General features: G+C 62.5%; 22 protein-coding genes and 1 pseudogene. 16 read left to right on the forward strand and 7 right to left on the reverse strand.

The genetic code is table 11. The annotated features are described in order from the left end of the window. Positions 1-15: 15 nt before the first annotated feature. Complete coding sequence (locus M5C01_RS28075) at positions 16-702, forward strand: Crp/Fnr family transcriptional regulator (protein ID WP_103499032.1); 687 nt, start codon at positions 16-18, stop codon at positions 700-702. Positions 703-709: 7 nt separating this feature from the next. Here M5C01_RS28075 and M5C01_RS28080 read toward each other — a convergent pair whose 3' ends face one another. Next, positions 710-1,714 (reverse strand): AraC family transcriptional regulator, encoded by a 1,005-nt coding sequence (locus tag M5C01_RS28080; protein WP_152741794.1) that lies wholly within the window; start codon positions 1,712-1,714, stop codon positions 710-712. A gap of 96 nt (positions 1,715-1,810) precedes the next feature. Here M5C01_RS28080 and M5C01_RS28085 point away from each other — a divergent pair, with 96 nt between their 5' ends. Then, positions 1,811-2,884, forward strand: coding sequence for a fatty acid desaturase (locus tag M5C01_RS28085; protein ID WP_152741793.1), 1,074 nt, complete (start codon positions 1,811-1,813; stop codon positions 2,882-2,884). 10 nt (positions 2,885-2,894) lie between these two features. Here the strand turns inward: M5C01_RS28085 and M5C01_RS28090 are convergent, their stop codons facing one another. Next, on the reverse strand, positions 2,895-3,710 hold the full coding sequence (locus M5C01_RS28090; RefSeq protein WP_152741792.1) for an ABC transporter ATP-binding protein: 816 nt from the start codon (positions 3,708-3,710) through the stop codon (positions 2,895-2,897). Further along, entirely contained in the window at positions 3,707-5,305 is a 1,599-nt protein-coding gene (locus M5C01_RS28095) for an ABC transporter permease (RefSeq protein WP_152741791.1), read from the reverse strand. The genes M5C01_RS28090 and M5C01_RS28095 overlap by 4 nt, the downstream gene beginning before the upstream one ends. A 306-nt stretch (positions 5,306-5,611) precedes the next feature. Between M5C01_RS28095 and M5C01_RS28100 the strand changes: the two genes are divergently transcribed. After that, positions 5,612-6,637, forward strand: a complete 1,026-nt coding sequence (locus M5C01_RS28100; RefSeq protein WP_152741790.1) for an ABC transporter substrate-binding protein — start codon at positions 5,612-5,614, stop codon at positions 6,635-6,637. On the opposite strand, the gene M5C01_RS28105 is transcribed toward M5C01_RS28100, so the two are convergent. Continuing rightward, complete coding sequence (locus M5C01_RS28105; protein WP_152741789.1) at positions 6,634-7,554, reverse strand: LysR family transcriptional regulator; 921 nt, start codon at positions 7,552-7,554, stop codon at positions 6,634-6,636. The genes M5C01_RS28100 and M5C01_RS28105 overlap by 4 nt on opposite strands. A 183-nt stretch (positions 7,555-7,737) precedes the next feature. Between M5C01_RS28105 and M5C01_RS28110 the strand changes: the two genes are divergently transcribed. Beyond that, complete coding sequence (locus M5C01_RS28110; RefSeq protein WP_152741788.1) at positions 7,738-8,643, forward strand: TauD/TfdA family dioxygenase; 906 nt, start codon at positions 7,738-7,740, stop codon at positions 8,641-8,643. A gap of 87 nt (positions 8,644-8,730) precedes the next feature. Here M5C01_RS28110 and M5C01_RS28115 read toward each other — a convergent pair whose 3' ends face one another. Together M5C01_RS28115 and M5C01_RS28120 are read right to left on the reverse strand one after the other, a co-directional pair. Beyond that, entirely contained in the window at positions 8,731-10,335 is a 1,605-nt protein-coding gene (locus M5C01_RS28115; RefSeq protein WP_152741787.1) for an alkaline phosphatase family protein, read from the reverse strand. Positions 10,336-10,447: 112 nt separating this feature from the next. After that, a complete protein-coding gene (locus M5C01_RS28120; protein ID WP_100942629.1) occupies positions 10,448-11,395 on the reverse strand; it encodes a LysR family transcriptional regulator in 948 nt (315 codons plus the stop codon). A gap of 153 nt (positions 11,396-11,548) precedes the next feature. Between M5C01_RS28120 and M5C01_RS28125 the strand changes: the two genes are divergently transcribed. The 9 genes from M5C01_RS28125 (at position 11,549) to M5C01_RS28165 (ending at position 19,724) form a co-directional block, all read left to right on the forward strand. After that, positions 11,549-13,921 (forward strand): TonB-dependent receptor, encoded by a 2,373-nt coding sequence (locus M5C01_RS28125; protein WP_152741786.1) that lies wholly within the window; start codon positions 11,549-11,551, stop codon positions 13,919-13,921. 208 nt (positions 13,922-14,129) lie between these two features. Continuing rightward, on the forward strand, positions 14,130-14,453 hold the full coding sequence (locus M5C01_RS28130; RefSeq protein WP_103499036.1) for a hypothetical protein: 324 nt from the start codon (positions 14,130-14,132) through the stop codon (positions 14,451-14,453). 48 nt (positions 14,454-14,501) lie between these two features. Then, on the forward strand, positions 14,502-14,858 hold the full coding sequence (locus M5C01_RS28135) for a hypothetical protein (protein WP_152741785.1): 357 nt from the start codon (positions 14,502-14,504) through the stop codon (positions 14,856-14,858). An 82-nt stretch (positions 14,859-14,940) separates the two neighbouring features. Continuing rightward, complete coding sequence (locus M5C01_RS28140) at positions 14,941-15,759, forward strand: energy transducer TonB (RefSeq protein ID WP_152741784.1); 819 nt, start codon at positions 14,941-14,943, stop codon at positions 15,757-15,759. A gap of 43 nt (positions 15,760-15,802) precedes the next feature. Next, the gene (locus M5C01_RS28145) at positions 15,803-16,528 is read left to right on the forward strand and encodes a MotA/TolQ/ExbB proton channel family protein (protein WP_152741783.1); all 726 of its coding nucleotides are present in this window, start codon (positions 15,803-15,805) and stop codon (positions 16,526-16,528) included. 1 nt (position 16,529) lies between these two features. Continuing rightward, a complete protein-coding gene (locus tag M5C01_RS28150; protein ID WP_100942624.1) occupies positions 16,530-16,931 on the forward strand; it encodes a biopolymer transporter ExbD in 402 nt (133 codons plus the stop codon). A 315-nt stretch (positions 16,932-17,246) separates the two neighbouring features. Then, positions 17,247-17,828, forward strand: a complete 582-nt coding sequence (locus tag M5C01_RS28155; protein WP_103499039.1) for an alpha/beta hydrolase — start codon at positions 17,247-17,249, stop codon at positions 17,826-17,828. A 57-nt stretch (positions 17,829-17,885) separates the two neighbouring features. After that, the gene (locus M5C01_RS28160) at positions 17,886-18,791 is read left to right on the forward strand and encodes a sigma-54 dependent transcriptional regulator (protein WP_152741782.1); all 906 of its coding nucleotides are present in this window, start codon (positions 17,886-17,888) and stop codon (positions 18,789-18,791) included. Between the two features lie 150 nt (positions 18,792-18,941). Further along, positions 18,942-19,724: a MetQ/NlpA family ABC transporter substrate-binding protein gene (locus tag M5C01_RS28165; protein WP_103499041.1), complete on the forward strand. Its 783-nt coding sequence runs from the start codon at positions 18,942-18,944 to the stop codon at positions 19,722-19,724. A 313-nt stretch (positions 19,725-20,037) separates the two neighbouring features. On the opposite strand, the pseudogene M5C01_RS28170 reads toward M5C01_RS28165, so the two are convergent. Beyond that, a pseudogene (locus tag M5C01_RS28170) lies at positions 20,038-21,198 on the reverse strand (AAA family ATPase). A gap of 112 nt (positions 21,199-21,310) precedes the next feature. Here M5C01_RS28170 and M5C01_RS28175 point away from each other — a divergent pair. From M5C01_RS28175 to M5C01_RS28185, 3 genes are all read left to right on the forward strand, one after another. Further along, positions 21,311-22,402, forward strand: a complete 1,092-nt coding sequence (locus tag M5C01_RS28175; RefSeq protein WP_152741781.1) for an efflux RND transporter periplasmic adaptor subunit — start codon at positions 21,311-21,313, stop codon at positions 22,400-22,402. Next, positions 22,399-23,469: an efflux RND transporter periplasmic adaptor subunit gene (locus M5C01_RS28180; RefSeq protein WP_152741780.1), complete on the forward strand. Its 1,071-nt coding sequence runs from the start codon at positions 22,399-22,401 to the stop codon at positions 23,467-23,469. Before M5C01_RS28175 ends, M5C01_RS28180 begins: the two co-directional genes overlap by 4 nt. Next, positions 23,466-26,514 (forward strand): efflux RND transporter permease subunit (locus tag M5C01_RS28185; RefSeq protein WP_248764421.1); only part of this gene is annotated, 3,049 nt, incomplete at its 3' end. The genes M5C01_RS28180 and M5C01_RS28185, both read left to right, overlap by 4 nt.

Here is a 26,514-nt window from a genome sequence, read left to right on the forward strand (position 1 = left end):
TGTCTCGGAGTTCTCATGGATGTATCTGCCTGGCGCTCGCGCCTGCTGACCGGACACTGGTTCAACCATCTGCCCGCTCACTTGCAGGATAGCCTGCTCGCCGCCGCCAAGGGCCGACGCCTGACGCCTGGCCAGCGCCTGTTCCAGCGCGGCGATCCGCCGTGCGGGCTGTACGCGGTGCTGGAGGGTTCGGTCAGGGTCGGTGCCGTCAGCGAGAAGGGCAAGGAAGCCTTGCTCGGGGTGATGGAACTGCCTTACTGGTTCGGCGAGATTTCCCTGTTCGATGGCCTGCCGCGGACCCACGACGCTTATGCCGTGGGGCACACCATCCTGTTGCAGGTGCCCCAGGACGTGTTGCTCAAGCTGCTCGACGAGCACCCCGAATACTGGCGGCAGTTCGCCTTGTTGATGAGCCAGAAACTGCGCCTGACCTTTATCGGCCTGGAACAGTTGAGCCTGATGCCGGCACCGGCCCGCCTGGCGCACCGGCTGTTATTGATTGCCGAAGGCTATGGGGAATTGAACCGTTCACGGCAATTGCTCGAGGTGTCCCAGGAGCAGTTGGCGGCGATGTTGTCGCTGTCGCGCCAGACCACCAACCAGATCCTCCAGGATTTTCAGCAGCAGGGGATTCTGCGCACCAGCTATGGCGGGATCGAGATCCTCGATCTGGAAGGGCTGCGGGCTACGGCCAGCGCCTGAGTCGCTCTTAGCGCAGCCCGTCGCGAAACTGCCCCGGGGTGATCCCGGTCCAGCGCTTGAACGCCCGGCTGAAGCTGCTGGTGTCGGCAAAACCCAGCAGATAGCTGACCTCACTCAGAGAACATTGCGGGTCGCGCAGATGCAGCAGCGCGAGGTTCTCCCGACATTCGTTGAGCAGGGTGTCGTAGCGCGCGCCTTCATCGGCCAGGTGCCGTTGCAGGCTGCGCAGGCTCAGGTGCAGCGTCTGGGCGATGCGTTCCGCCGACGGTTCGCCTTCCGGCAACTGGGCCTCGATGGCTTCACGCACGCGGCGCTCCCAGGTCAAGGGCTTCAATTGCGCCAGGGTCCGGTTGAGCACCGTCTCGTTGTGCTCGGCCAGTTCCGGGTTGGCGTCGTCCAGGTGGCTGTCGAAATCGCTGCAGGCGAACTCCAGCCGGTCCTCCTCGGCGGCGAAGAACACTGGCGCGCGGAATACCGTGTGCCAGGGCGTCGGATCGGCCGGTTCCGGGCGTCGCAGATACACCGCCAACGGTGCGTAGTCGCGGCCCAGGCGGTTGCGGCAGGTGCGCACATAGATTGAAACGAAGGCATCAATGGCTTCGGGTGCCGGTGCCGGGCTGTCCTTGGGTACCCGCAGGCGAAAGCGGTAGCGTTCGCCTTCGCGGCTGAGTTCCAGTCCCAGGGCATCGCTGACCACCTGGTGATACCGCACGATCCGCTCGAACACCTCGCGCAGGCTGCCGCTGGCCACCAGTGCGTAGCCGAGGGCGTGGAAGGTGGTCGGGCTGACAAAGCGCGAGACCCGCAAGCCGATGGCCGGGTCGCCGCTGCTGGCCACGGCCAACTCCCACAGGCGGGTGGTGGCCGACAGCGGGTAGCGGGCGTTGGGGTCGTCCATCAATTGCGGGTCGAGTCCGGCTTGGTGGCACAGGGCGGCGCTGTCGAGGCCCAGGGCGTCGAGCTGCTTGCGCAGGGCGCGGGTCCAGCTGGAGAGCGAGGTCGGTTCAGGCATGTTGGCGTATCCGGTCAACGGGTTGGCGTTCGCGGCTACGACCTCTGATGCTGCAACGGCGCAGGATACGAACATCAATAACCAGAGGATGGAATCATGGATGGTGTTTGCGCAAGTCCCGAACGCATGAATGCACAACAACGATCCGCCTATATTCGTGAAAAGGTCATGGCCCGCGGCGTCGAATTGCGCCGGCGCTACCCGCTGTTGAACCATCAGGACGCCCTGGGCGCGGGTATTCTGGCGTTTGCCCTGGCCGGCATGATCGGTTCGGCGGTGCTTTATGTGGACGGTTATCTGGCCGGATGGGTGTGTTTGTTGCTGAATGCTTTTTTTGCCTCGCTGACCCACGAGCTGGAGCACGACCTGATCCACAGCATGTATTTCCGCAAGCAGCGGGTGCCGCACAACCTGATGCTGGCGCTGGTCTGGCTGGCCCGGCCGAGCACCATCAACCCCTGGATTCGGCGCCATCTGCACCTCAATCATCACAAGGTTTCCGGTACCGAGGCGGACATGGAAGAGCGCGCCATCACCAATGGCGAGCCGTGGGGGATTGCCCGCCTGCTGATGGTCGGCGACAACGTCATGTCTTCGCTGATCCGCATGCTGCGGGCCAAGACCTGGACCCACAAGTTCAGCATCCTCAAGCGCACACTGAGGGTCTATGCGCCACTGGCGTTGCTGCACTGGGGCGCGTGGTACGTGTTTCTCGGGTTCCACGCGGCCAACGGGATCGCCGGTCTGCTGGGCAGCTCCATCGACTGGTCGGCCCATACCCTGGCGGTGATGCAGGTGATCGATATCGCGGTGGTGGCGATCATCGGGCCGAATGTGCTGCGGACCTTCTGCCTGCATTTCGTCAGTTCGAACATGCACTACTACGGGGATCTCGAGGCGGGCAATGTGATCCAGCAGACCCAGGTGCTCAATCCGTGGTGGCTGTGGCCGTTGCAGGCGTTCTGCTTCAACTTCGGCAGCACCCACGGGATTCATCATTTCGTGGTCAAGGAACCGTTCTATATCCGCCAGATGACCGCGTCGGTGGCACATAGGGTGATGGCCGAGATGGGTGTGCGTTTCAATGATTTCGGGACCTTCGGACGGGCCAACCGGTTTGTCCGGCCAGAGCGCCAAAGCCCGCAGGAAGTGAGCTCGGCGCAAGGCTGAGGGGCTCCTCTCAGCAGGCAATAAACGTCAGGGGCAGGTCGCGAATCTGCTCGGGAACCGGCGTCTGGTAATGGCCGTCGCTGGTCAGCTCGTGGAGCAGTTCCTCGCGCAACTGGTGAAAGTCGAAGCTGCTGCGTTGGCGCGGATGGGGCAGGGCGATCTCGACCACCTGCTTGATCCGCCCGGGACGCGGCTCCATCACCACCACCCGGTCGGCGAGGAAAATCGCTTCTTCGACATCATGGGTGACCAGCAGTGTGGTGATCCTGGCCCGGGCGCGAATGGCCAGGAGTTCGTCCTGCATCTGTTGGCGGGTCAATGCGTCGAGGGCGCCGAAGGGCTCGTCCAGCAACAGGATGCGTGGACTCGCCACCAGCCCACGGGCAATCGCCACGCGCTGGGCCATGCCACCGGACAGCTGGTGCGGGTAGGCGCGAGTGAAATCTCCCAGGCCCACCAACTGGATGAAGTCATTGATGCGCTGCTGACGCTCAGCCTTGCTCAGCGGTTCGTTGACCAGGCCCAGGCCGATATTTTCCTCGACCGTCAGCCAGGGAAATAGCCGGTGTTCCTGGAACACGATGCCGCGCTCGCTGCCGATGCCGTCGACCGCCTTGCCATCGACCCGGATCTCACCACGAAAGGCTGTGTCCAGGCCGACCAGCAGGCGCAGCAAGGTGGATTTGCCACAACCGCTGGAACCGACAATGGCGACGAACTCACCCTCGGCGATATCCAGGCTGAACTCATGAATGGCTTCCAGCTCGATGCCGTCGACATCGAAGGATTTGCCGACCTGGTTGAAGCTGACAATCGGAGCGTTCATGCGTGTCTCCAGCGGGTGGCGCGGGTTTCGAGGTGTTGGCCGAGCAGGTTGATCAGCGCGCCGGTAAGGCCCACCACAAGCATGCCGCTCATGATCACGTCCATGCGCAGCAACTGCTGGGCGCCGATCATCAGCGCGCCGATGCCGCCGTTGGACTGCATGAAATATTCGGCGCCGAGGGTGCCGAGCCAGGCATAGATCAGGCTCAGGCGCAGCCCGGCAAAAATCCCCGGCGCGGCACCGGGTAGCACCAGCTTGCGCAGCCGCTGCCAGAGACTCAGGCGCAGCACTTGCGCGGCCTCGGTCAACTGCGGCGAGAGGTTGGCGACACTGCGTTGGGTGGCGATAAACAGTGGGAAGAAGGCGGCGAGGGCGACGAACACGGACTTGGCCAGCTCGCCCAGGCCGAACCAGGCAGTGATCAGCGGTACCCAGGCGAAAATCGCGATCTGGCGCAGGGCCGACAGGCTCGGGCCGAGCAGCCGTTCGCCGGTTTTCGACAGCCCCAGCAACAGCCCGAGGCCAAAGCCCAGCGAGCCGCCGAGGAGCAGCCCGGCGAGGGTCCGTTGCAAGCTCAGGCCCAGGCTGGTGGGCAGGCTGCCGTCGAGTGTCCCGCGCCAGGTGCTGTGCAGCACCGCCAGTGGGCTGGCCAGGATATTCCCGTCGACCCACTGCTGGTCGCTCGCCACTTGCCAGAGCACCAGCAGTATCAGCGGCAGCAGCCAGGGTTGCAGGCGTTGCCAGCCGTGATAGCGCGGGCCGCGGGGGATCTGCGCCGTGGCCGGGTGCGGCCAGTGCACCAGGCGTCGGTCGAGCAGGCCGATGCCACGGTCCATCAGCACGCCGAGCACACCGATGACCAGGATGCAGACGAAGACGATATCGAGCATGAACAGTTGCCGGGCATAGACCATCAGGTAGCCGATGCCTTCGCTGGAGGCCAACAGTTCCACGGCCAGCAGCGAGGTCCAGCCGGCGGCCAGCGCCAGGCGCAGGCCAGCCATGAACGCCGGCAGGGCAGCGGGCAGGATCAGCCGTCGGATCAACAGATACGGTGGCAGCCGCAAGACCGCCGCGGCTTCGCGCAGCCTGGGTTGCGCATCACGCACGCCGACCAGGGTGTGCAGGGTCACCGGCACCACGATGGCCTTGATCAGCACCACCAGCTTGAGCACTTCGCCGATGCCGAAAAACACCATGAACAGCGGAATCCAGGCCAGGGTCGGGATTTGTGCGAGGGCACTGAAGGTGGGAAATACCCAGCGTTCTGCACGTCGACTGAAACCCAGCGTGGCACCGAGCAGGGCGCCGATGCCGACGCCCGCCAGCAAACCCCGGAACAGCCGTTGCAGACTTATCCACAGATGCCCCCACAGTTCGCCGCCGGCCAGTTCCACGGTGCTTTGCCCGACCAGCGAAGGCGGCGGCAGGATCTGCTCGCTCATCCAGTGTTGCCGGCTGGCAACCCACCACAGGGCGGCCAGCGCCAGTGGCAACAGCCAGGGCAGCAGACGCGGACTCAGGCTGGGCCAGCCACGGCGCTGCCCGGACGGCGGCAGCGCCAGCGGCAGGCTGAGGAGCGAAACACGGGCCATGGCAGACCTCCGTTGTCGGTTTTCCGGGCAATGCACGGCACTGAATTGAATATGCTTGTTCGGTCTATAAAAAATCTTATCGATTCTATTGGGAGATAAGAGAAGCCATTTAAGGCTTGTGCAGGGCACGCATCCAATGCATTTGAAGAATATTTTCGATGCGTTTTATGCATGCCGCTCCAGGACCCTTGTTTCAGCGCTTATATTCCTTAAAGTTACTAAAATGTGAATTATCAGTATTTTATTGTTATGCATGGCTATGCCTACCTTCAGCGACTCGAAGCCTGTTGCCAAGGAGCACCACCCATGAAAACCCTGTTCAAAGGCAGCCTTGCCCGCCTGTTCGCCACCACCGCTCTAGCGGGCGTCCTGGGCGTCCTGTCGCTGTTGGCCACGGCGGCCGAGGTCAAGGAAATCCGCATCGCCGTGCCCGACCTGAGCGCCGGCACCGAGCACAGCGGCGGCGGTGTGGTGGATGTGCTGCGCAGCCGGCAGATCTTCGAAAAGGCCTTTGCCGACCAAGGAATCAAGGTGCAGTGGAGTTTCTTCAAGGGCGCAGGGCCAGTGATCAATGAAGCCTTCGCCAACGGCCAGGTGGATTTCGCCTACCTGGGGGACCTGGCGGCGATCATCGGCAAATCGAACGGGCTGGATACCCGGCTGTTGAGCGCGACGGCACGCGGGGTCAAGCAATACCTCGGCGTGGTGCCCGGCTCGGGGATCAAGACCCTGCAGGACCTCAAGGGCAAACGGGTGGCGGTGTTCCGTGGCACCGCCAGCCAGCTGTCCTTCGATGCCGCACTGGCCAGCCAGGGCTTGAGTGAGAAGGACTTCAAGGTGATCAACCTGGATTTCAGCGCGGCGGTAGCGGCGTTGGCGGCCAAGCAGATCGACGCCTCCTGGGGCAGCTCGAACCTGACGGCGTTGCAGGCCAAGGGGCTGGCTGAGTTGCCGGTGAGCACCAGGGATCTGGGCGGTGCCGGGAGTATCCAGAGCGTGCTGGTGGGTTCCGGCGCCTTTGTCGATGCGCATCCGGACGTGGTCGACAAGCTGCTCAAGGCCCAGCAGCAAGCGGTGGAGTGGCTGACCCAGGATGGCAACAAGGACGCCTATGTGCAGTTGGTGTCGGGGCTGGCAAGTTATCCACAGGTGATTTTGCAGCAGGATCTGAAGGACGAGAAACTCAGCGAGATTTTCCCTTCGCAACTGGACCCGGTGTTCCTTGGTAAATTGCAGGGCTCGGTGGACCTGGCGTCCCAGCAGAAGCTGATTCGCAAGCCGTTCAAGGTGACGGATTGGGTGGCGCCGAATCTGGCGGCGGCGGGGATCTAGACCGCAACCCTGTCCTCCTGGGTATCCACTGCCACCAACGTCTCGATCATCGCCCGCGCCGCCGGTGACAGCCGGAACCCGGTGCGGCTGACGATCCCGCAGCGGGCGTTCATGCTCTCGATGTTCTGCGGCAGGTTGCGCCAGTGCAGCAGCACCAGCGAGCCCTGTTCCACGTCCTCGATAAACGCCTCCTGGGTGCCGACGCCAATCGCATTGGACTGCCGGACGATCTTCACCAGCGCCGGAAAATGCTCGGTCTCGATATTCGGCGAAAAATCCGTGCGCCCGCTGAGGTTCGCCAGCAGCTTGCGGATGCCCGGCGGAATCAGCGTGGTCGCCAGCGGATAGTCGAACATATCGTTGGTCGACAGGCTTTCCTTGGCCAGCAACGGATGCCCCGGCCGGCAGAAAAACACCCCGCGCTTGGGCGTCAGCGCCTGGGTCTGGAAGTTCGGATCGGCCTCGAAATGGCGGATGTCGGCGATAAAGAATTCGATTTCCTCGCGACTCAGGCTGCGGCTGAGCTTTTCCCAGTTATCCACATGGAATTTGGTCCTTACTTTCGGGTGGGCATTGATAAACCGCGCCACCGCCTCCGGTACCAGTTTCACCGCCGGCGCCGGGCCGCAGCCGAAGCGCAGCTCACCGGCATCGAGCTTGGTCATCTGGGTCACTTCGGCACTCAGCAGCGCCGCGCCCTGGACCAGGGTCAAGGCATGTTGCAGCACCACCTGGCCTTCTGGCGTCGGGCGCAAATCCTTGTTGCCACGGTCCACCAGCACGCAGCCGAACTCCTGTTCCAGCCCCTGGATACTGCGGCTGAAGGCCGGTTGGGTGATACCCATGGCGTCCGCCGCGCGGACAAAACTGCGGTGTTCATTGAGGGCGATGAAGTAGCGCAGTTGGCGAAGATCCATATGCTTTCCTGGCATCCGAAAAATAGCTCGAAGGCATTTGCGACGAGCGAGGCTTGAGGTTTTAAATGCAAGCTCTTATTCCGTCAACGAAGCATGCGTATATCTATTAGATCTAAATTGAATATATATAGAGCGTTGTTTCGCGACGGCTCAAACCGTAAGCAGTCCGACGAGGGTTCACCCATGAGCAATGCCGCACTTGCTGTAAAACCCGTTGTGCACACGCTGGATATTCATCCGGTGGCCGGTCGTATTGGCGCCGAGATCCGTGGCATCGAGCTTTCCGGCGAGCTGGAGGCCGGCGTGATCGAGGCGATCCAGCAGGCGCTGGTGCAGTACAAGGTGGTTTTCTTCCGGGGCCAGAGCCATCTCGATGACCAGAGCCAGGAGGCTTTTTCTCATCTGCTCGGCGAGCCGGTGGCGCACCCGACGGTGCCGGTGCGTGACGGTACGCGTTATCTGTTGGAGCTGGACGGTGCACAGGGCCAGCGGGCCAATTCCTGGCACACCGACGTGACCTTCGTCGACGCCTATCCGAAAGCCTCGATCCTGCGTTCGGTGCTGGCGCCGGCCTCCGGCGGCGACACAGTGTGGGCGAATACGGCAGCGGCATACGAGGAGCTGGCGCCGGAGTTGCGCGAGCTGGCGGACAAGCTCTGGGCGGTGCACAGCAACGAATACGACTACGCCGGTTCGCGGCCGAATGTCTCGGCGGAGAAGCTGGAGCGTTACCGCCAGATCTTCACTTCGACGGTATACGAGACCGAGCATCCGGTGGTGCGGGTGCATCCCATCAGCGGTGAGAAGAGTCTGTTGCTGGGGCACTTCGTCAAACGTATCAAGGACTATTCGCTGGCGGACTCGGCGCATTTGTTCAACCTGTTGCAGAGCCATGTGACGCGTTTGGAAAACACCGTGCGCTGGCGCTGGCAGAGCGGCGATGTGGCGATCTGGGATAACCGTTCGACCCAGCATTACGCAGTGGACGATTACGGCACCCAGGAGCGCATCGTGCGGCGGGTGACGCTCAAGGGCGAAGTGCCGGTGGGCGTGCATGGGCAGCGGAGCCAGACGATCAAGGGGGCTTGAGTTTGCGGTGACAGGTGAGGTCATGTGGTGAGCGGGCAAGCCCGCTCGCCACATTGAGATCACACTTGGCTGGCGGCCCTCAAGGTTTCACCACACCCCGATCTGCACCACCTTCTCCGCCTCCGGCTCGCCATAACGAAAGCGCTGCCCGCGCAGATCGATTTCCTGATGGCTGATGGTGGTCCGGCGTTTCAACCCGCGCAGCCACTCGAACAGATACCCCAAGTGCTCTTCACGCACCGCCGCCAAGTCCGGATCGGCCCCCAGGTCACGCAGTTCCTGCGGGTCGTTTTCCAGGTCGAACAACTGCGGCCGAAATCCGTCATACGCCAGGTACTTCCAGCGCTCGCTACGGACCATGGTCATCCGGCAACGATCGATCGATTGCGCCAGCCGCTCCCGGGCCGGGGCCTGGAAGGCATAGTCGTATTCGGCGATGGCATAGCGGCGCCAGTCCGGTTGCGCCCCGTGCAGCAGCGGCACCAGCGACCGTCCCTCCAACCGATGTTCCGCCGACGGCAGACCCAGTGCTTCGAGAAACGTCGGCAGCGCATCGATGGTTTCCACCAGGCGTTCATCCACCGTACCCCGGGTACTATCCGCCGCCGCCCGCGGGTCGCGCACGATCAATGGCACGCCGACCGCCTGCTCCAGCAGGAACTCCTTTTCGCCGAGAAAATGATCGCCGAGAAAATCCCCGTGATCGCTGGTGAACACGATCAGTGTGTCGTCCCAGTGGCCGCTGCTTTCGAGCACGTCGAACAGTCGCCCGAGCTGGTCGTCGACCTGCTTGATCAGGCCCATATAGGTCGGGACCACATTCAGCCGCACCTCGTCCCTGGAGAAATTCAGGCTTTCCTCATGCTGGCGGAAGGCGCCGTAGACCGGGTGATCACTAGCCGCGCCCGGTGCCGGACGGACCGCCGGCAGCACCTGCTCGCGTCTGTACAACGCGTGGTACGGCGCGGGGGCGATATAGGGCCAATGCGGTTTGATATACGACAGGTGCAGGCACCATGGCTGCTCGCCCTGTTCGCTGATGAAGTCGATGGCGCGGTCGGTGGTGTAGACCGTTTCCGAGTGTTGTTCCGCTACTCGCGCCGGCAAATGGGCGTGGCGCATTTGCCAGCCGCTGAGGATCTCGCCGTTTTCGCCTTCGGCGGCGTTGGCCCAGTCATGCCAGGGGTTTGTGCCGTTATAGCCGAGGTCGCGCAGGTAATGGGTGTAGGGCGCCGACTCGCGTTTATCGGCGAACAGCGGGTCATCGGGGTAGATGCCGTCGTGGCGTGAGTAGGCTTCAAAACCGACTTCGTTGAAGGGCTCGGCCTGAAGGCTGCCGGGGTCGATGGCCAGTCGCTGCAGGGCGTCGAGATTGGGCGTGGCGTGGGTCTTGCCGACCAGGGCGGTGCGGATGCCGTGGGGCCGCAGGTAGTCGCCGATGGTCAGTTCTTCCAGCGGTAGCGGCACGGCGTTCCAGGCCACTTGATGGCTGCTGACGTAACGTCCGGTATAGGCCGACATCCGCGACGGCCCGCAGATGGTGCCCTGGGTGTAGGCGCGGCTGAAGCGCACGCCGGCGGCGGCCAGGCGGTCGATATTCGGCGTGTGCAGATGGGGGTGGCCGTAGCAGGACAGATAATCGCGACGCAGTTGGTCGCACATGATGTAAAGCACGTTGCGCACGTGGGGCATGGAGGTTCACCGCAGCGGAGGACAAGTGAGGGATTTCGCGTTTTGGCGCGATTTTCGGCAAGCGCATTTGGCGACTGTTTTCTATGCACAGTGTGCATGGGGTGAGTCTCGCTCAGACAGCCATTTGCTCCAGGCTGCACACCTCACCCACCTCCAGCGCATCCTCGCTCTTGATCTGCTCGATCATCGCCTCGGCCAGCGGCGACAACCGATACCCGGCCCGGCTGACAATCCCATACCGCGTATACAACTCCTCCAGATCCTCCGCCAACCCCTCGATCTTCAGCCTTACCAACCCGCCACGGGCGTACTCCCAGGCATCGCTGTTCTCACCGCAGATACCAATGGCATCCGATCTCAACACCACCCCCAACAGGCTGAACGCACTTTCACACTCCACCTGCGGAGTGAAATCCGGGCGACCGCTGAGGTCGACGATCACCTTGCGCAAGTTCGGCGGACGAATCGTCGAGGCCAGGGGATAACTCAGCAATTGCCCGGCCGTCACGCTCTCCTGAGCCGCCAGCGGATGCCCGGCCCGGCAGCAGAAATACCACTTGCGTGGCCGCAGGCGCTGGGTCAGGTAATCCGGGTTGGCCTCGAAGCTGCGGGTGTCGGCGACGAAAAATTCGAACTCATCGTTCAACAGCCGTTTGCTCAGGCTCTGCCAGTCATCCACCTGGAACTGCACCCGGGCTTTCGGATAGCGCCCGATGAAGTGGCCGATGGCCCGTGGGATCAACCCCGAGGCCGGCGCCGGCCCGCAGCCGAAGCGCACCTCGCCGGCCTCCAGGCCGTTGAACTGGCTGATTTCATTGGCCAGTTGCTGGGCGCCGCTGACCAGTCGGCGAGCATGTTCGAGCAACACCTGGCCCTGTTTGGTCGGCGCCAGGTCCTTGCGTCCGCGATCCACCAACTGACACCCGGCGCTGTGTTCCAGAGCCTGGATGCTGCGGCTGAACGCTGACTGCGAGAGGTTCACCGCCGTGGCCGCGGCGACAAAACTGCGCTGCTCGGCGAGGGCGATGAAGTGACGGAGTTGACGCAGGTCGATATGCATTTTTCACATGGAAAATATCGGGGAAATGCATTGGCTATGCATTACGTCGATTCCTTATAAAGGCAATCTCTTATGCAGTAAATATCTGTAAAAACATAAATAAATAACTTTAAAGAATATACCGGATGTGTATTTTTTGACCAGGAGCCGCCCATGAATTCGTTCAATTTTGCCTTGCATCACCCTTCGCGGCGGCTCAAGCGCTTGCCCCTGGCCCTGTTGCTGGCGGGGAGTGCCAGTTGGTCTCTGGGCCAGGCCGCCGAGAGCGAAGCACCGCCGGACCCGGCACCCGTGGCCAGTACCAGCAAGCCCAAGGCCGACAGCGGGCAGTTGGAAACCGTGACCGTCACCGCCCGGCGCCGGGAAGAAAGCTCCCAGAGCGTGCCCGTGCCCATCAGCGTGATCGGTGGCCAGGCCCTGGAAAGCCAGCGGGTCTATCGCATCCAGGATCTGCAGCAACTGGTGCCCAGCGTCAACGTCGCCTACATGCATGCGCGCCAGTCCAGCGTGTCGATTCGCGGCTTGGGCAACAATCCGGCCAGCGATGGCCTGGAGGGCAGCGTCGGGCTGTATATCGACAACGTCTACCTGAGTCGTCCGGGCATGGCCGTATTCGACCTGATGGATATCGAGCAACTGGAAGTGTTGCGCGGTCCCCAGGGCACGCTGTTCGGCAAGAACACCACTGCCGGGGTGATCAATATCAATACCCGGGCGCCGAGTTTCACGCCCGAGCGCAGCATTGAAAGTTCGGTGGGCGAGGATGGTTATTTCCAGACCAAGGGCACGATTTCCGGCCCGATCACCGATCAGTTGGCCGGGCGCCTGTCGGCCTATCGCACCAGCAGCGATGGCGATATCAAGAACGAATACAACGGCCATGAGCTGGACGGCGGCTCGCGGGACGGCTTTCGCGGACAGCTGCTGTTCAAGCCCAACGAAAACTTCAGCCTGCGCTGGATCGGCGACTACAACGAAGAAGACTCCAGCGCCGGGACCCGCGTGCTCTACAGCACCGGCCCGACCATCAATGGCGTGAACCTTTACCAGGCGCGGGCTGCCGCGGCCGGGGCGACCCTCGCCGATGGTCGGAATCGGGAAGTGAATCTCGACGGTCAGCAACACGTCGGGGTGTTCCAGGGCGGCACTTCCCTGGAGGCCAACTGGACCCTGCCCAACGATTTCACCCTGACGTCCATCAGCGCCTATCGCTGGTGGAACTTCACTCCGCGCAACGACGACGGGCTCAACGTCCCGGCCGCCTACAACTCCGGGGTCTCGGTGGAGGATACCCAGTGGTCCCAGGAGGTGCGCCTGGCCTCGCCCACGGGTGGGTTCTTCGACTATGTGCTGGGGGCGTACTACTTCGGCTCGAAGCTGGATAACCAGAGCTTCAGCTACTACGGCCCCAAGGCGGATATCTGGAACGGCACCCCCACGGGCGCGTTGAACAACGTCACCAGCATCGGCAACGGGCATATCGACACCGACAGTTTCGCGCTCTTCGCCCAGGGCACCTGGCACCTGACTGAGCGCCTCGACTTCACCGCCGGCCTGCGCGGCAGCTACGAGGAAAAAAGTGCCTGGGTGACCCGCGATGCACCGGTTGGCGGTGCAGCCGTGACCGGTGCCGCCGCCACGGCCCGAGCCGGCCGTGCCGGTGCCTATGACTCCGGTAACCTGAGCCTGTACAGCATCAGCCCGTCGGGCCTGCTGAACCTGAGCTATCGCTTCACCGACGACCTGTTGGGTTATGCGACCCTGTCCCACGGTGAAAAATCCGGTGGTGTCAGCCTTGCGGTGGGGACGGCCCCAACGGCCGGTGCCGGCTCGCTGCTGGTGGGCAGCGAGCGCGCCAACAACGCCGAACTGGGTTTCAAGAGCACCCTGTGGGACAAGCGCCTGCAGCTCAACGCCAACCTGTTCTGGACCCAGGTCAACGGATACCAGACCAACGCCTATGACTACGACACCCGTGTGCAATACCTGACCAACGCCGGTTCCGTGCGCTCGCGCGGGCTGGAAGTGGAGAGCACGCTGATTCCCCTGCGCGGCCTGACCCTCAATCTCAACGGCTCCTATAACGATGTGCGTTACATGTCCTACAAGGATGCGCCGTGCGCGCCCGAGGTCGCCTTGCAACCCGGGGCGCCGGCTTCCTGCGACCTTACCGGGCACCAGGTGGCGGGGGCGTCGAAGTGGATTGCCAACGCCAATGGCGAATACAAATGGAACCTGGATAACGGTTGGGAAGAATACGTCACCGGCAGCTACGCCTTCCGCTCCAAGGCCGCCGGTACGGTCGAGGACTCCGCCTATGGGCAGATTCCCAGCTATGCGGTGGTCAACCTGTCCACCGGCTTGCGCGGCGATTTCAAGCAGGGTCAATGGGATGTGTCGTTGTGGTTGAAGAACGCCTTCGACAAGACCTACTACACCACCCTCTGGACCGGCGGCAATGGCGGCTATGAAGGACTGCTCGGCACGCCGCGGACCCTCGGGGTGACCGGGCGCTATGACTTCTGAGTCCATTCAGTGAAGAGTTGGTTATATACAACTCATCCGCCAAACAAGTTATTCACCATGCTCATGGTTCATATAGCCAATCGATTGATAAATAACCGGTGGTGCAATTGGACAGACGTTACAAGTCCAACCATGCTGGGTGTCGTGAGTTTCAGGAGAACCTCACCTTCAGTGGAAGAGTGTATTAACGACATAAGGAGAACGCATCATGTCGAGCATCAATGGAACTTATGTAAACGCCAACTCTGACGCCAGACTGGTCGTGACCGACGGTAACGACTCGAACGGTTCCTTCAGCGGGCAGATCACCCAGGCCGGTGTGAACTACAACGTGACCGGTCACTACCACTTCCAGAACAGCACCGGCCAGCCCACGATCATTGCCTTCACTGGCTACAATGATGGTCACGGCTATGTCACCTTCGCCGCCTTCTCCCCCGACCACAACTACGGGCGACTGAGAGCGAGCGGTTCACGCAGCACCTTTGACGGCCAAGTGGTCGGTCTGGGTGGCGAGTTCGTCAAACAGTAATAAAGGCAACACACTATACTGCCAGGCCAACGAACGGGTGAGTGGCGGATGCTGCTCATCCGCTCGAAGTACTGGCGGTATGTTTTGTCGTCTGTGTTAATTATTAAATACGCCATTTTATTGTTTGTACTTTCCTCTTTCTTACATCCGAATCCTTCTTTCTGTTTCTTTGTCATCCGCGCGGTTGCCCGTGTGGTGATCGCCGCCGCGTGTTTGAAATCGCTCATCAAGTGGCGGTTTCGGGCCTTGAAGGCATGCCTTGAGCGAATATTTTCAATGCCTGAAAAGCATGGCTTTCCGGGCGATTGGCTGGAGCCCTTGAAACACGCGGCCTTGAGCGGGGCACTGAAAATCAATATTCATTTTTGTTCTATGTATAATTTTAAATATTGCTTTAAGGCCTAAGCAGCCTCCGTGGATCATCGGCACCTCGACGCCGCCAAGCGCGCCTCGACGATTTTTTGCTGAAGACCGCAGGAGTTATTCAATGGGCAATGTCCAGACCGCTGCCAGTGCACATGAGGTGCGCAGGCAACCGGCACCGGGTGGCGAGTTGGTCGACCTCGGCCGGCCCCACCGCGCGCCGCTGGGGCAATTGCGTCTGCAGAAAGTGCCCAAGGGCATCCTCAGCCGACGCGAGGCGATCTTGCTCGGGGTGTTCGCGCTGGTGCTGCATGGCGCGGTGATCTACTGGCTGAGCCAGAAGGAAACCCCGGTGCTGCCGGTGGTGCCGCCGGAAATCCCACCGATGACCATCGAGTTCTCCCAACCGGCTCCGCCCGTGGTTGAACCGCCGCCTCCACCCCCTCCGCCTCCGCCGCCCCCACCGGTGGTCGAGCCGCCGCCGCCAGTGGTCGATGAGCTGGCGGCCAAACCGCCGCCGCCCAAGCCGGTGCCCAAACCCAAGGTCAAGCCGGTGCCCAAGCCTGAGCCGAAACCTGCGCCCAAGCCGGTCGAGCAACCGCCCGCGCCGCCAGAGCCAGCGGCTCCGGCAGCGCCACCGGCGCCGCCGACGCCGGCACCGGTGACCCCGGCTTCGGCCAGCGCCGCGTACCTGAAGAACCCGGCGCCGGAATATCCGCAGCTGGCTCAGCGTCGCGGTTGGGAAGGCACGGTCTTGTTGCGGGTGCAGGTCCTGGCCAGCGGCAAACCGGGCGAGATCCAGATTCAGAAAACCAGTGGTCGCCAGCAACTCGACGACGCCGCGCTGGCAGCGGTCAAGCGTTGGAGCTTTGTCCCGGCCAAGCAGGGCGATGTCGCCCAGGTCGGCTGGGTCAGCGTACCCATCGACTTCAAGATCCACTGATCGGCACCCAACGCGCTAAACGCTTCCACAGAGGGAACACATCATGACGTTACTGGCATCTCCACTCCAATCCATCGAAAGCGCGGTGATCTGGCTGCTGGTGGTTTTCTCCGTCGCCACCTGGGGCCTGGCCCTGCTCAAGGGCGTGCAGTTCGGCCGCCTCAAGGCCCAGGATCGCAAGTTCCACAAACAGTTCTGGGCCGCTTCCAGCCTCGACTCGGCCGCCGAGCTCAGCGAAACCCAACCGGGCGCAGCCGCTCGCGTGGCCCAGGCCGGTTATGCCGCGATCCAGGTCGGCGATGCGTCCCACGCGGCGGATCTGAGCCAGGCGATCAATCATCAGGACCGTCTCGAACGTGCCCTGCGCCAACAGATCGTGCGGGAACGACGCTCCCTGGAAACCGGCCTGGCGGTAGTCGCCAGTATCGGCAGCACCTCGCCGTTCATTGGTCTGTTCGGCACCGTGTGGGGGATCATGGAAGCCTTGAAAGGCATCAGCGCCGCCGGGTCCGCGAGCCTGGAAACCGTTGCCGGGCCGATCGGTGCCGCGCTGGTGGCCACCGGTGTCGGGATCGCCGTCGCGGTGCCGGCGGTGCTGGTTTACAACTATTTCCTGCGTCGCCTGAAGCTCACCGCCGCCGACCTCGATGACTTCGCCCATGACTTCTACAGCCTGGCGCAGAAGAGTTCGTTCCGCGTGCTGATCCACCCGACGGCGAACAAAACCGCCGCCCAGGGCGGTGCGCAGAAAGTGAAGGAGGCGTCCTGATATGGCCTTCTCGACCCAGGACAGCGATGAGGTATTGAGCGAGATCAACGTCACGCCGCTGGTGGACGTGATGTTGGTGCTGCTGGTGGTGTTTATCGTCACCGCGCCGCTGCTGACCAATGCGATTCCGATCAACCTGCCGAAGACCGAAGCCGTGGCGCCGGTGGAGCAGAAGGACCCGCTGGTGGTGAGTATTGATGGCAGCGGCAAGCTGTTCCTCAACAAGGATGAAATCAAGCCCGAGCTGCTGGAGTTCAACCTCCAGGCGGCCAAGGCCAAGGATCCGGACCTGCGGGTGCAATTGCAGGCCGACAACGGCGTGAACTACGGCGAAGTGGCGCGGGCCATGGCCTCCATCGAGCGGGCCGGGATTACCAAACTGTCGGTGATTACCGCACGCTGAGGGCAACACATCTTCGATGTTTCTTGGGCCGTCTCCTTGGCAGGGTGCGGCCCTTTTTTATTTTCCACGGAGCAACTGGCAAATGCAGAACCTGTGGGAACCGGCTTGCCGGCGATGGTGGATGGATAGTCGATACATGACTGCGGGCTTCATCGCTGGCAAGCCCGCTCCCACAAGGATTCGCGTCGACAAGGAGTGATTCGCTAGTTCTTATATTTCTTTATGGTCTTAATAAATAGCTTCTTATTCCTTAACGAATATAACTCTCCTCCCTATACTCGATCGGGAACGCAAACGCTGGAGGAGGTGTACCCCATGCGCAACGAGTCGATTCGTTATCTGATCGTGCCGGGCTGGCAAGGATCGCCAGAAGATCATTGGCAAACCCACTGGCAGAACAGCCTGCCCAACAGTGCGCGGGTGGAGCAGGCCGACTGGCTGACGCCGCGCCGCGAAGACTGGGTCGCGGCCCTGGCCGAAGCCATTGCCGCGGACGATACGCCGGTGATCTTGATTGCCCACAGCCTGGGTTGCATCACCGTTGCCCACTGGGCGCAAACAGCGCCGTTGCACCTGCTGCGCCAGGTCCGTGGTGCATTGCTGGTGGCCCCGGCCGATGTCGAGCGTCCCGCCTGCGCCCCGGCCTTGCGTAACTTTGCGCCGATTCCGAGCGACCTGCTGCCGTTTCCGAGCCAGATCGTCGCCTCCGACAACGACGCCGCCGTCAGCGCCCCGCGGACCCTGGAACTGGCCCGCGACTGGGGCGCGCAAGCGAGCATCCTCAGCGGTGCCGGGCATATCAATGTGAAGTCCGGTCACCAGCGTTGGGAGCAGGGTTTTGCCTATCTGTACCGCCTGCAGACCCGAATGGAACAGCATTCCCTGCGTCGCGCCTGAATTCTTTCTTTTGCTTGAACGCCCACTGCCATTGGTGGTTTGGGGCGGGAGCCTGCCATGAGCCTGCATGAAACCTTCGGTCAGCCGCTGCTGACCTTTCCCGATTCGGAAAAAAGCCCACTGAGCATTCGCGCCAAGGCGCTGGTGTTCGTCGACCCGCGTTCGCGGCAACTGCGTGAAGAACTCGAAACCCTGGCGCCCAAGTCGGTGCCGGTATTGATCCGTGGCGAGACCGGGACCGGCAAGGAGTTGCTCGCCCGGCATATCCACCGCGCCAGCGACCGCACCGGGTTGTTTGTTTCGGTGAACTGCGGCGCCATCAGCCCGACCTACGCCGATGCCGAACTGTTCGGTTATGCGGCGGGGGCCTACAGCGGTTCGGCCAGCAGTCGCGCCGGCTGGTTCGGCTCGGCCAATGGCGGCACCTTGTACCTGGACGAGATTGGCGACCTGCCGTTGCCGATCCAGGTGAAGTTGCTCGCGGCCCTGGAAAATCATGAAGTCACCCGGGTCGGCGCGCCGCAACCGAGCCCCGTGGATGTGCGCCTGGTGGCGGCCACCAGCATCGACCTGGCCCAGGCGGTGGCGGTCGGTAAATTCCATGAGCGCCTGTATCACTACCTCAGCGAAGGCCGGCTGGAGTTGCCGGCATTGCGCGAGCGGGTCGGCGATATCCTGCCCCTGGCCGAGTATTTTCTAGGTATCTACAGTCAGCGCCTGAGCCTGCCGGTGCCACTGGTCAGCGAAAGTGCCCAGCGTGCTCTGGAGCGTCACAGCTGGCCGGGCAATACCCGCGAGCTGGAGAATGTCATTCACTTTGCCTTGCTGGTCAGCAGTGGCGACGAGATTCTGCCGGAGCACTTGAACCTGCCGGCACCCCTGGCCTTGATCGAGCAATTTATCGGTAGCAGTTCCCCTGAGGAACTGGCGGCACTCAAGCGCCTGCTGGATAGTGCTGTATGAACAAAATGGAATATGAAGATGAATAAAAGATATTGTTCTGGAATAAAAAATATCGGTATCTTCTGCCCCACGCCAGCGATATCACTTTACTGGCACCTCTCTCTCAAGGCTGTCGTCGATGACGACCGTGATCTTCGATAAGGACACTGCATGAAAAAGGTTCTGTTGTTTACCGCATTGGCGGCCGCTCTGGCGGCAGGTCTGGCCCAGGCCGGCGAGAAACTGGTCGTGGCGGCAACGCCGATCCCCCATGCCGAGATCCTCGAGCTGATCAAGCCGACCCTGGCCAAAGAAGGCGTGGACCTGGAAATCAAGGTCTTCACCGACTACGTACAACCGAACACCCAGGTGGCCGAGAAACACCTGGACGCCAACTACTTCCAGACCAAGCCGTACCTGGATGGCTTCAATAAAGGCAAGGGCACCAACCTGGTCACTGTGATTGGCGTGCACGTCGAGCCTTTCGGTGGTTACTCGAAGAAAGTCAAAAGCCTGGCTGAGCTGAAAGACGGCGCCACCGTGGCTATCCCGAACGAAGGCAGCAACAGCGGCCGTGCCCTGCTGCTCCTGCAGAAATCCGGCCTGATCACCCTGAAAGACCCGACCAACGCCCTGTCGACGCCCAAAGACATCGTCAAGAACGACAAGCACCTGAAGTTCAAGGAACTGGAATCGGCCCTGCTGCCACGGGTTCTGGACCAGGTCGACCTGGACATGATCAACACCAACTACGCGCTGGAAGCGGGCCTGAACCCGGCTAAAGACGCACTGGTGATCGAAGGTGCCGATTCGCCTTACGTGAATTTCCTGGTAGCTCGTCCGGACAACAAGGACAGCGACGCGATCCAGAAACTGGCCAAGGCCCTGACCAGCCCGGAAGTGAAAGCATTCATCGCCGAGAAGTACAAAGGCGCGGTATTGCCGGCGTTCTGATTCGCGAAGAACCCCTTCCAAGGTTTGAACGCCGACGAGCAACCAGCGTCGGCGTTTTTTATTGCCCGCTCGGTTGTTTTCTCACTGCTCGGCGCAATGCCATCAACAGCTTCACGATGTCTTGTGGATCGAGCTTTTCCGGCGCTTTTGCCTGAACCATATAGTCTTCCTTGTTATGGGCTGGCCATTGAGCGGGCCATGTTCGTCCGTGCTTGGAGCGCCCATTGGGTAAAAAGATCCGTATTGCGCTGCAAAGGAAAGTAGCCGCCCGCTGACTATCCGGCAAATCCGTCGGGCGGGTTTTAATCCAGGGTCAATCCGGCCAGTTCCAGGCCGGCTCATCGAGTCTGTCCTGGCCGACAACCCCGGTCTGTCCGAGGATTTTCTCCAGGACGATGGCGTTGCACGCCGGGTCCTGCTGCAACGCCGCGATCAGGCGGCTGGCATGGGACACCACCCACACCTGACAGTGCTCCGAAGCCTGTACGATCAGGCGCGCCAAGGCCGGTAGCAGGTCCGGGTGCAGGCTGGTTTCCGGTTCGTTCAGCACCATCAGGGTCGGTGGCCGGGGCGTCAGCAACGCCGCCACCAGCAGCAGATAACGCAAGGTCCCGTCCGACAGCTCGGCAGCCGACAGCGGTCGCAGCAACCCTTCCTAATAGAACTCGATGGCAAAGCGCGCACCCTGCAACGGCGCGATCTCCAGTCGTGAGCCAGGAAAGGCATCGCTGATGGCCGCGTGCAGGGCCTCGGCGTCGCCGACTTCGATAATGGTCCGCAACGCCGCCGCCAGGTCGCGACCGTCGTGATGCAGCACCGGCGTGCGTGTACCCAACTGGGGCTGGCGTACAGGCGCGTCGGCATCGCTGCGAAAGTGATCGTAAAAACGCCAGCCGCGAATGCTCTCACGCAGTAACAGTACTTCCGGCGAACCGCGCAGATTGCCGACCTGATCGAACAGGCTGTCGAAGCTTGGCGTGTGTTGCGCCAGCACCTCCCAGCCACGCCCTTCGCGGGCCTTGACCATGGGCCCGGAACGTCCCACCAGCAGGCTGGCCGGGCGATACAGGGCACCGGCCCAGATGCATTCGCGCTTGATCTCCGGGTCCAGGGAAAAATACGAACTGCTCGGCTCCGGCAAACCGAGGGAAATGGCGTAGCTGAAGTCCTCACCGGCAAACCCCAGGCGCAGGCGCTTCGCCCCCTTGCGGACCTGGCCTTCAATGGCCACTTCACCGTTGCGCATGCGCCGGCTGATGGTTTCCGGCCCCGCCCAGAAGGTCGACTCCAGCCCGCCTTCACGCGCCAGTGCGTTGACCACCCCGCCCTGGGCGGTTTCCGCCAGCAGGTGCAGGGCGCGATAGAGGTTGGATTTGCCGCTGCCATTGGGCCCGGTGATCAGGTTCAGCCGACCCAGCGGCACCACCAGTTGGTTGATCGAGCGGTAGTTGGCGACCGCGAGGGTCTTGAGCATGGTAAAGCGTCCTGCCGGATGAGTTGAGTCGTTGATGTGCGCGGAGGGAACCCTGTTCTACGCTAACAGTCGTAACCGCACTGGCGAAACTGTATTACGCAAAGGAGCGTGCATGAAGGGGCATCGAACACAGTGGATGGTCGCCCTCGGCCTGGCAGCGCTCTTGAGTGGATGCGGTCATGACAAACCGCCGCAGCCCGAGCGGCCGCGGGTCTTCGTCGAGCAGGTGCAACGCAAGGATTTCGGCGCCGCCGTGACCCTGACCGGCGATGTCCAGGCCCGGGTCCAGACCGACCTGTCGTTCCGTGTCGGTGGCAAGATCATCCAGCGCTCTGTCGACGTCGGCGCGCGGATCTCCGCCAAACAGGTGCTCGCCAAGCTCGACCCCAAGGACCTGCAAACCCATGTCGACACCGCCCAGGCCGAGGTCAACGCCCAGCAGGCGCGGGTGCAACAGACCAGCGCGGCTTTCGTCCGCCAGCAGAAGCTCCTGCCCAAGGGGTATACCAGTCGCAGCGAATACGACTCGGCCCAGGCCGCCTTGCTGAGCAGCAAGAGCGCGCTCACGGCGGCCCAGGCACAGTTGGCCAATGCCCGTGAACAGCTGAGTTACACCTCGCTGATCGCCGAGGCGCCCGGGGTGATCACCGCCCGCCAGGCCGAGGTCGGGCAGGTGGTGCAGGCGACCATGCCGATCTTCAGCCTGGCCCGTGACGGCGCGCGCGACGCGGTATTCAACGTCTACGAAGCGCTGCTGGTGGAGCCGCCGGATGACCAGAGCATCACCGTGACCCTGCTCGACAACCCGAGTATCCAGGCCACGGGCAAGGTCCGTGAAGTGACCCCGGCGGTTTCCGCCCAGAGCGGCACCGTGCAGGTCAAGGTGGCCCTCGGCGCGCTACCGGCCGGCATGGACCTGGGCTCGGTGGTCAGCGCCACCGTCACCGCCCCCGGCAAAGCCAGCATCGAGCTGCCCTGGTCGGCCCTGACCAAGGACATCAGCGAGCCTGCCGTGTGGCTGGTGGACGATAGCGGTAAAGTCAGCCTGCACCGGGTCAAGGTCGGGCGCTACCTGACCGGCCATGTGATCATCAGCGACGGCCTCCAGGGTGGCGAAAAGGTGGTGATCGCCGGCGGGCAATTGCTCCATCCGGACATGCGGGTGGAGATCGCCGCGCAACCGGCCAAGGGAGCCCAGCCATGAAGCGCCTGTCGCTGGTGTTGCTGAGTGGCGCCTTGCTGGTCGCCTGCTCGAAACAGGAGCCTGCCCCCGAACCGGTACGCCCGGTGCTGTTCGTCGAGGTTACGCCGGCACTGGAACAGAGCCTCGGGCGTTTCGCCGGGAGCATCCAGGCGCGTTATGAAAGCACCCTGGGTTTTCGTGTCTCGGGACGCATTGCCCGGCGTTATGTGGATGTCGGCAGCGAGGTGGCCCAGGGCGCCTTGCTCGCCAGTCTCGATCCCACCGATCAACAGAACCAGTTGCGCGCCGCCGAAGGCGATCTGGCGCGGGTCCAGGCGCAGTGGATCAATGCCCAGGCCAATGCCCGGCGCCAGCAGGAACTGTTCGACCGTGGCGTCGGCGCCCAGGCCCAGCTGGACGTCGCCCAGACCGACCTGAAAACCACCGGTGCCTCCCTGGAACAGGCCAAGGCCTCGGTCAGCCAGGCCCGCGACCAGCTCGGCTACAGCGAACTGCACAGCGACCACGCGGCGGTGGTCACCGCCTGGAAAGCCGAAGCCGGCCAGGTGGTCAGCGCCGGCCAGCAGGTGGTGACCCTGGCGCGTCCCGATATCAAGGAAGCGGTCATCGACCTGCCGGCCTCCCTGGCGGATCAGTTGAGCGAGGGCGTCGAGTTCCTTGTCGCCAGCCAGCTCGACCCCGCCGTCAACACCATCGCGCACCTGCGGGAAATCGAGCCCCTGGCCGACAGCGCCACCCGCACCCGGCGCGCGCGGCTGACCCTGGCCGAAACCCCGGCGGCGTTTCGCCTGGGCAGCTCCATCAGCGTCACCCTCAGCTCGGCCATCGAGCCACGGACCCGCCTGCCACTCTCGGCCCTGCTGGAAAGCGAGGGCCAGACCCGGGTCTGGATCATCGACCCGCAGGACCAGACAGTTGCATTGCGTGAGGTCCGGGTGCTCAGTCGCGATGCCGACGGCGTGCTGCTGGCTTCCGGCGTCAAACCCGGCGAACGGGTGGTGAGTGCCGGAGTGAACAGCCTGAAACCGGGGCAGAAAGTCAAAGTCGCCGAGGAAAAAGCCCAATGAAAGGGTCCTTCAACCTGTCCGAGTGGGCCCTCAAACACCAGTCGTTCGTCTGGTACCTGATGTTCGTCGCGCTGTTGATGGGGGTGTTTTCCTACATCAACCTGGGGCGCGAGGAAGATCCGTCCTTTACCATCAAGACCATGATCATCCAGACCAAATGGCCCGGCGCCACGGTGGATGACACCCTGGAACAGGTCACCGACCGCATCGAGAAAAAACTCGAAGAACTCGACTCCCTGGACTATGTGAAGAGTTACACCCGGCCGGGCGAGTCGACGGTGTTCGTGTTTCTGCGTGACACCACCAGCGGCAAGGACATCCCGGAGATCTGGTACCAGGTACGCAAGAAGATCGACGATATCCGCGGTGACTTCCCCCAGGGTATCCAGGGACCGGGGTTCAACGACGAGTTCGGCGATGTATTCGGTTCGGTCTACGCCTTTACCAGCGACGGCCTGAGCATGCGTCAGCTGCGCGACTACGTGGAACAGGTGCGGGCGCAGATTCGCGATGTGCCGGGCCTGGGCAAGATCCAGATGATCGGCGCGCAGGACGAAGTCCTCTACCTGAACTTCTCCACCCGCAAGCTGGCCGCCCTGGGCATCGACCAGCGCCAGGTGGTGCAGAGCCTGCAATCGCAGAACGCGGTGACCCCGGCCGGGGTGATCGAGGCCGGGCCGGAGCGGATCTCGGTGCGGGCTTCCGGGCAATACGCCTCGGAGAAAGACCTGGAGGCGGTCAACCTCAAGCTCAATGACCGTTTCTACCGTCTGGCCGATATCGCCGAGATCAGCCGCGGTTATGTCGACCCGCCGACCCCGCTGTTCCGCTACAACGGCCAGGCCGCCATCGGCCTGGCCATCGCCATGAAGAAGGGCGGCAATATCCAGGACTTCGGCAAGAGCCTGCATGCGCGCATGGACAGCCTGACCGCCGAACTGCCGGTGGGTGTCGGCGTGCACAAGGTCTCCGACCAGGCCGAGGTGGTGGAGAAGGCCGTCGGCGGTTTCACCAGCGCTTTGTTCGAGGCAGTGATCATCGTCTTGGTGGTGAGTTTTATCGCCCTCGGTATGCGTGCCGGGCTGGTGGTGGCCTGCTCGATCCCGCTGGTGCTGGCGATGGTCTTCGTATTTATGGAATACAGCGGTATCACCATGCAGCGGATCTCCCTCGGCGCCTTGATCATCGCCCTCGGCCTGCTGGTGGACGATGCGATGATCACCGTGGAAATGATGGTCACGCGGCTGGAGAAGGGCGACAGCAAGGAACAGGCGGCGACGTTCGCCTACACCTCGACGGCCTTTCCGATGCTGACCGGTACCCTGGTGACCGTGGCGGGCTTCGTGCCTATCGGCCTCAATGCGAGTTCCGCCGGGGAATACACCTTCACCCTGTTCGCGGTGATTGCCGTGGCGATGCTGGTGTCGTGGGTGGTCGCGGTGCTGTTCGCGCCGGTGATCGCCGTGCATATCCTCAGTGAGAACGTGAAGGGCCATGGTGGCGAACCGGGACGTGTTGCCCGGGTGTTCAACGCCGGTTTGCTCTGGTCGATGCGCAATCGCTGGTGGGCCATCGGCCTCACGGTGTTGATCTTTGCCTTGTCGGTGTTCTGCATGCGTTTTGTGCAGAACCAGTTCTTTCCGTCCTCGGACCGTCCGGAAATCCTTGTCGACCTCAACCTGCCGCAAAACGCCTCGATCAACGAAACGCGCAAGGCGGTGGACCGGCTTGAGGCGAGCCTCAAGGACGACCCGGATATCCTGCGCTGGAGCAGCTATATCGGCGAGGGCGCGGTCCGTTTCTACTTGCCCCTCGACCAGCAATTGCAGAACCCCTACTACGCGCAGTTGATCATTGTCAGCAAAGGCCTGGAGCAGCGTGCCGCGTTGATCGAGCGGCTGAACAAGCGCCTGCGCGAGGATTTCGTCGGCATCGGCAGCTTTGTCCAGACCCTGGAAATGGGCCCGCCGGTGGGGCGGCCGTTGCAGTACCGGGTCAGTGGCAAGGACATCGACCAGGTGCGCAAGCATGCTATCGAACTGGCGACCATCCTCGACAAGAACCCCAATGTCGGCGAAACCATCTACGACTGGAACGAGCCGGGCAAGGTGCTGCGCATCGATATCGCCCAGGACAAGGCGCGGCAGTTCGGTTTGTCATCCGAGGATGTGGCGAGGCTGATGAACAGCATTGTCAGCGGTTCGCCGGTGACCCAGGTCAAGGACGATATCTACCTGATCAACGTGGTCGGGCGGGCGGTGGACAGTGAGCGGGGCACGCCGGAAACCTTGCAGAACCTGCAGATCGTCACGCCCAACGGGGTGTCGATTCCGTTGCTGGCGTTCGCCACCGTGCGTTATGAACTGGAGCAGCCGCTGGTCTGGCGCCGTGATCGCTTGCCGACCATCACCCTCAAGGCTGGGGTGCGTGGCAACTTGCAGCCGACCGATCTGGTCAAGCAGTTGAAGCCCGATATCGACCAGTTCGCCGCCGGCTTGCCACCGGGTTACAAGGTGGTCACCGGCGGTACGGTGGAGGAGAGCGGCAAGGCCCAGGGGCCGATTGCCAAGGTGGTACCACTGATGCTGTTCCTCATGGCGACCTTCCTGATGATCCAGTTGCACAGTGTGCAGAAGATGTTCCTGGTGGCCAGTGTCGCGCCGCTGGGGCTGATCGGCGTGGTCCTGGCGCTGGTGCCGACGGGCACGCCGATGGGCTTTGTGGCGATCCTCGGGATTCTCGCGCTGATCGGCATCATCATCCGCAACTCGGTGATCCTGGTGACCCAGATCAACGAGTACGAGAGTAATGGTTATGCGCCGTGGGATGCGGTGGTGGAGGCGACGGAGCATCGGCGTCGACCGATCTTGCTGACGGCGGCGGCGGCGAGCCTGGGGATGATCCCGATTGCCCGGGAAGTGTTCTGGGGCCCGATGGCCTACGCGATGATCGGCGGGATCGTGGTGGCGACGGTGCTGACGCTGATGTTCCTGCCGGCGCTGTATGTGGCGTGGTACAGGATTCGGGAGCCGGAGCAGGAGGAGT

It is taken from the genome of Pseudomonas sp. MWU12-2319 (genome assembly GCF_023242525.1).
GTDB lineage: Bacteria > Pseudomonadota > Gammaproteobacteria > Pseudomonadales > Pseudomonadaceae > Aquipseudomonas > Aquipseudomonas gingeri_D.

Bases quoted from the DNA above. Each gene is read 5' to 3' on its own strand.
- M5C01_RS28140 (WP_152741784.1), top strand. From the start codon at position 14,941: ATGGGCAATGTCCAGACCGCTGCCAGTGCACATGAGGTGCGCAGGCAA.
- M5C01_RS28100 (WP_152741790.1), top strand. From the start codon at position 5,612: ATGAAAACCCTGTTCAAAGGCAGCCTTGCCCGCCTGTTCGCCACCACC.
- M5C01_RS28105 (WP_152741789.1), bottom strand. From the start codon at position 7,554: ATGGATCTTCGCCAACTGCGCTACTTCATCGCCCTCAATGAACACCGC.
- M5C01_RS28110 (WP_152741788.1), top strand. From the start codon at position 7,738: ATGAGCAATGCCGCACTTGCTGTAAAACCCGTTGTGCACACGCTGGAT.
- M5C01_RS28115 (WP_152741787.1), bottom strand. From the start codon at position 10,335: ATGCCCCACGTGCGCAACGTGCTTTACATCATGTGCGACCAACTGCGT.
- M5C01_RS28150 (WP_100942624.1), top strand. From the start codon at position 16,530: ATGGCCTTCTCGACCCAGGACAGCGATGAGGTATTGAGCGAGATCAAC.
- M5C01_RS28145 (WP_152741783.1), top strand. From the start codon at position 15,803: ATGACGTTACTGGCATCTCCACTCCAATCCATCGAAAGCGCGGTGATC.
- M5C01_RS28135 (WP_152741785.1), top strand. From the start codon at position 14,502: ATGCTGCTCATCCGCTCGAAGTACTGGCGGTATGTTTTGTCGTCTGTG.
- M5C01_RS28120 (WP_100942629.1), bottom strand. From the start codon at position 11,395: ATGCATATCGACCTGCGTCAACTCCGTCACTTCATCGCCCTCGCCGAG.
- M5C01_RS28085 (WP_152741793.1), top strand. From the start codon at position 1,811: ATGGATGGTGTTTGCGCAAGTCCCGAACGCATGAATGCACAACAACGA.
- M5C01_RS28165 (WP_103499041.1), top strand. From the start codon at position 18,942: ATGAAAAAGGTTCTGTTGTTTACCGCATTGGCGGCCGCTCTGGCGGCA.
- M5C01_RS28075 (WP_103499032.1), top strand. From the start codon at position 16: ATGGATGTATCTGCCTGGCGCTCGCGCCTGCTGACCGGACACTGGTTC.
- M5C01_RS28090 (WP_152741792.1), bottom strand. From the start codon at position 3,710: ATGAACGCTCCGATTGTCAGCTTCAACCAGGTCGGCAAATCCTTCGAT.
- M5C01_RS28130 (WP_103499036.1), top strand. From the start codon at position 14,130: ATGTCGAGCATCAATGGAACTTATGTAAACGCCAACTCTGACGCCAGA.
- M5C01_RS28180 (WP_152741780.1), top strand. From the start codon at position 22,399: ATGAAGCGCCTGTCGCTGGTGTTGCTGAGTGGCGCCTTGCTGGTCGCC.
- M5C01_RS28155 (WP_103499039.1), top strand. From the start codon at position 17,247: ATGCGCAACGAGTCGATTCGTTATCTGATCGTGCCGGGCTGGCAAGGA.
- M5C01_RS28160 (WP_152741782.1), top strand. From the start codon at position 17,886: ATGAGCCTGCATGAAACCTTCGGTCAGCCGCTGCTGACCTTTCCCGAT.
- M5C01_RS28095 (WP_152741791.1), bottom strand. From the start codon at position 5,305: ATGGCCCGTGTTTCGCTCCTCAGCCTGCCGCTGGCGCTGCCGCCGTCC.
- M5C01_RS28080 (WP_152741794.1), bottom strand. From the start codon at position 1,714: ATGCCTGAACCGACCTCGCTCTCCAGCTGGACCCGCGCCCTGCGCAAG.
- M5C01_RS28175 (WP_152741781.1), top strand. From the start codon at position 21,311: ATGAAGGGGCATCGAACACAGTGGATGGTCGCCCTCGGCCTGGCAGCG.
- M5C01_RS28125 (WP_152741786.1), top strand. From the start codon at position 11,549: ATGAATTCGTTCAATTTTGCCTTGCATCACCCTTCGCGGCGGCTCAAG.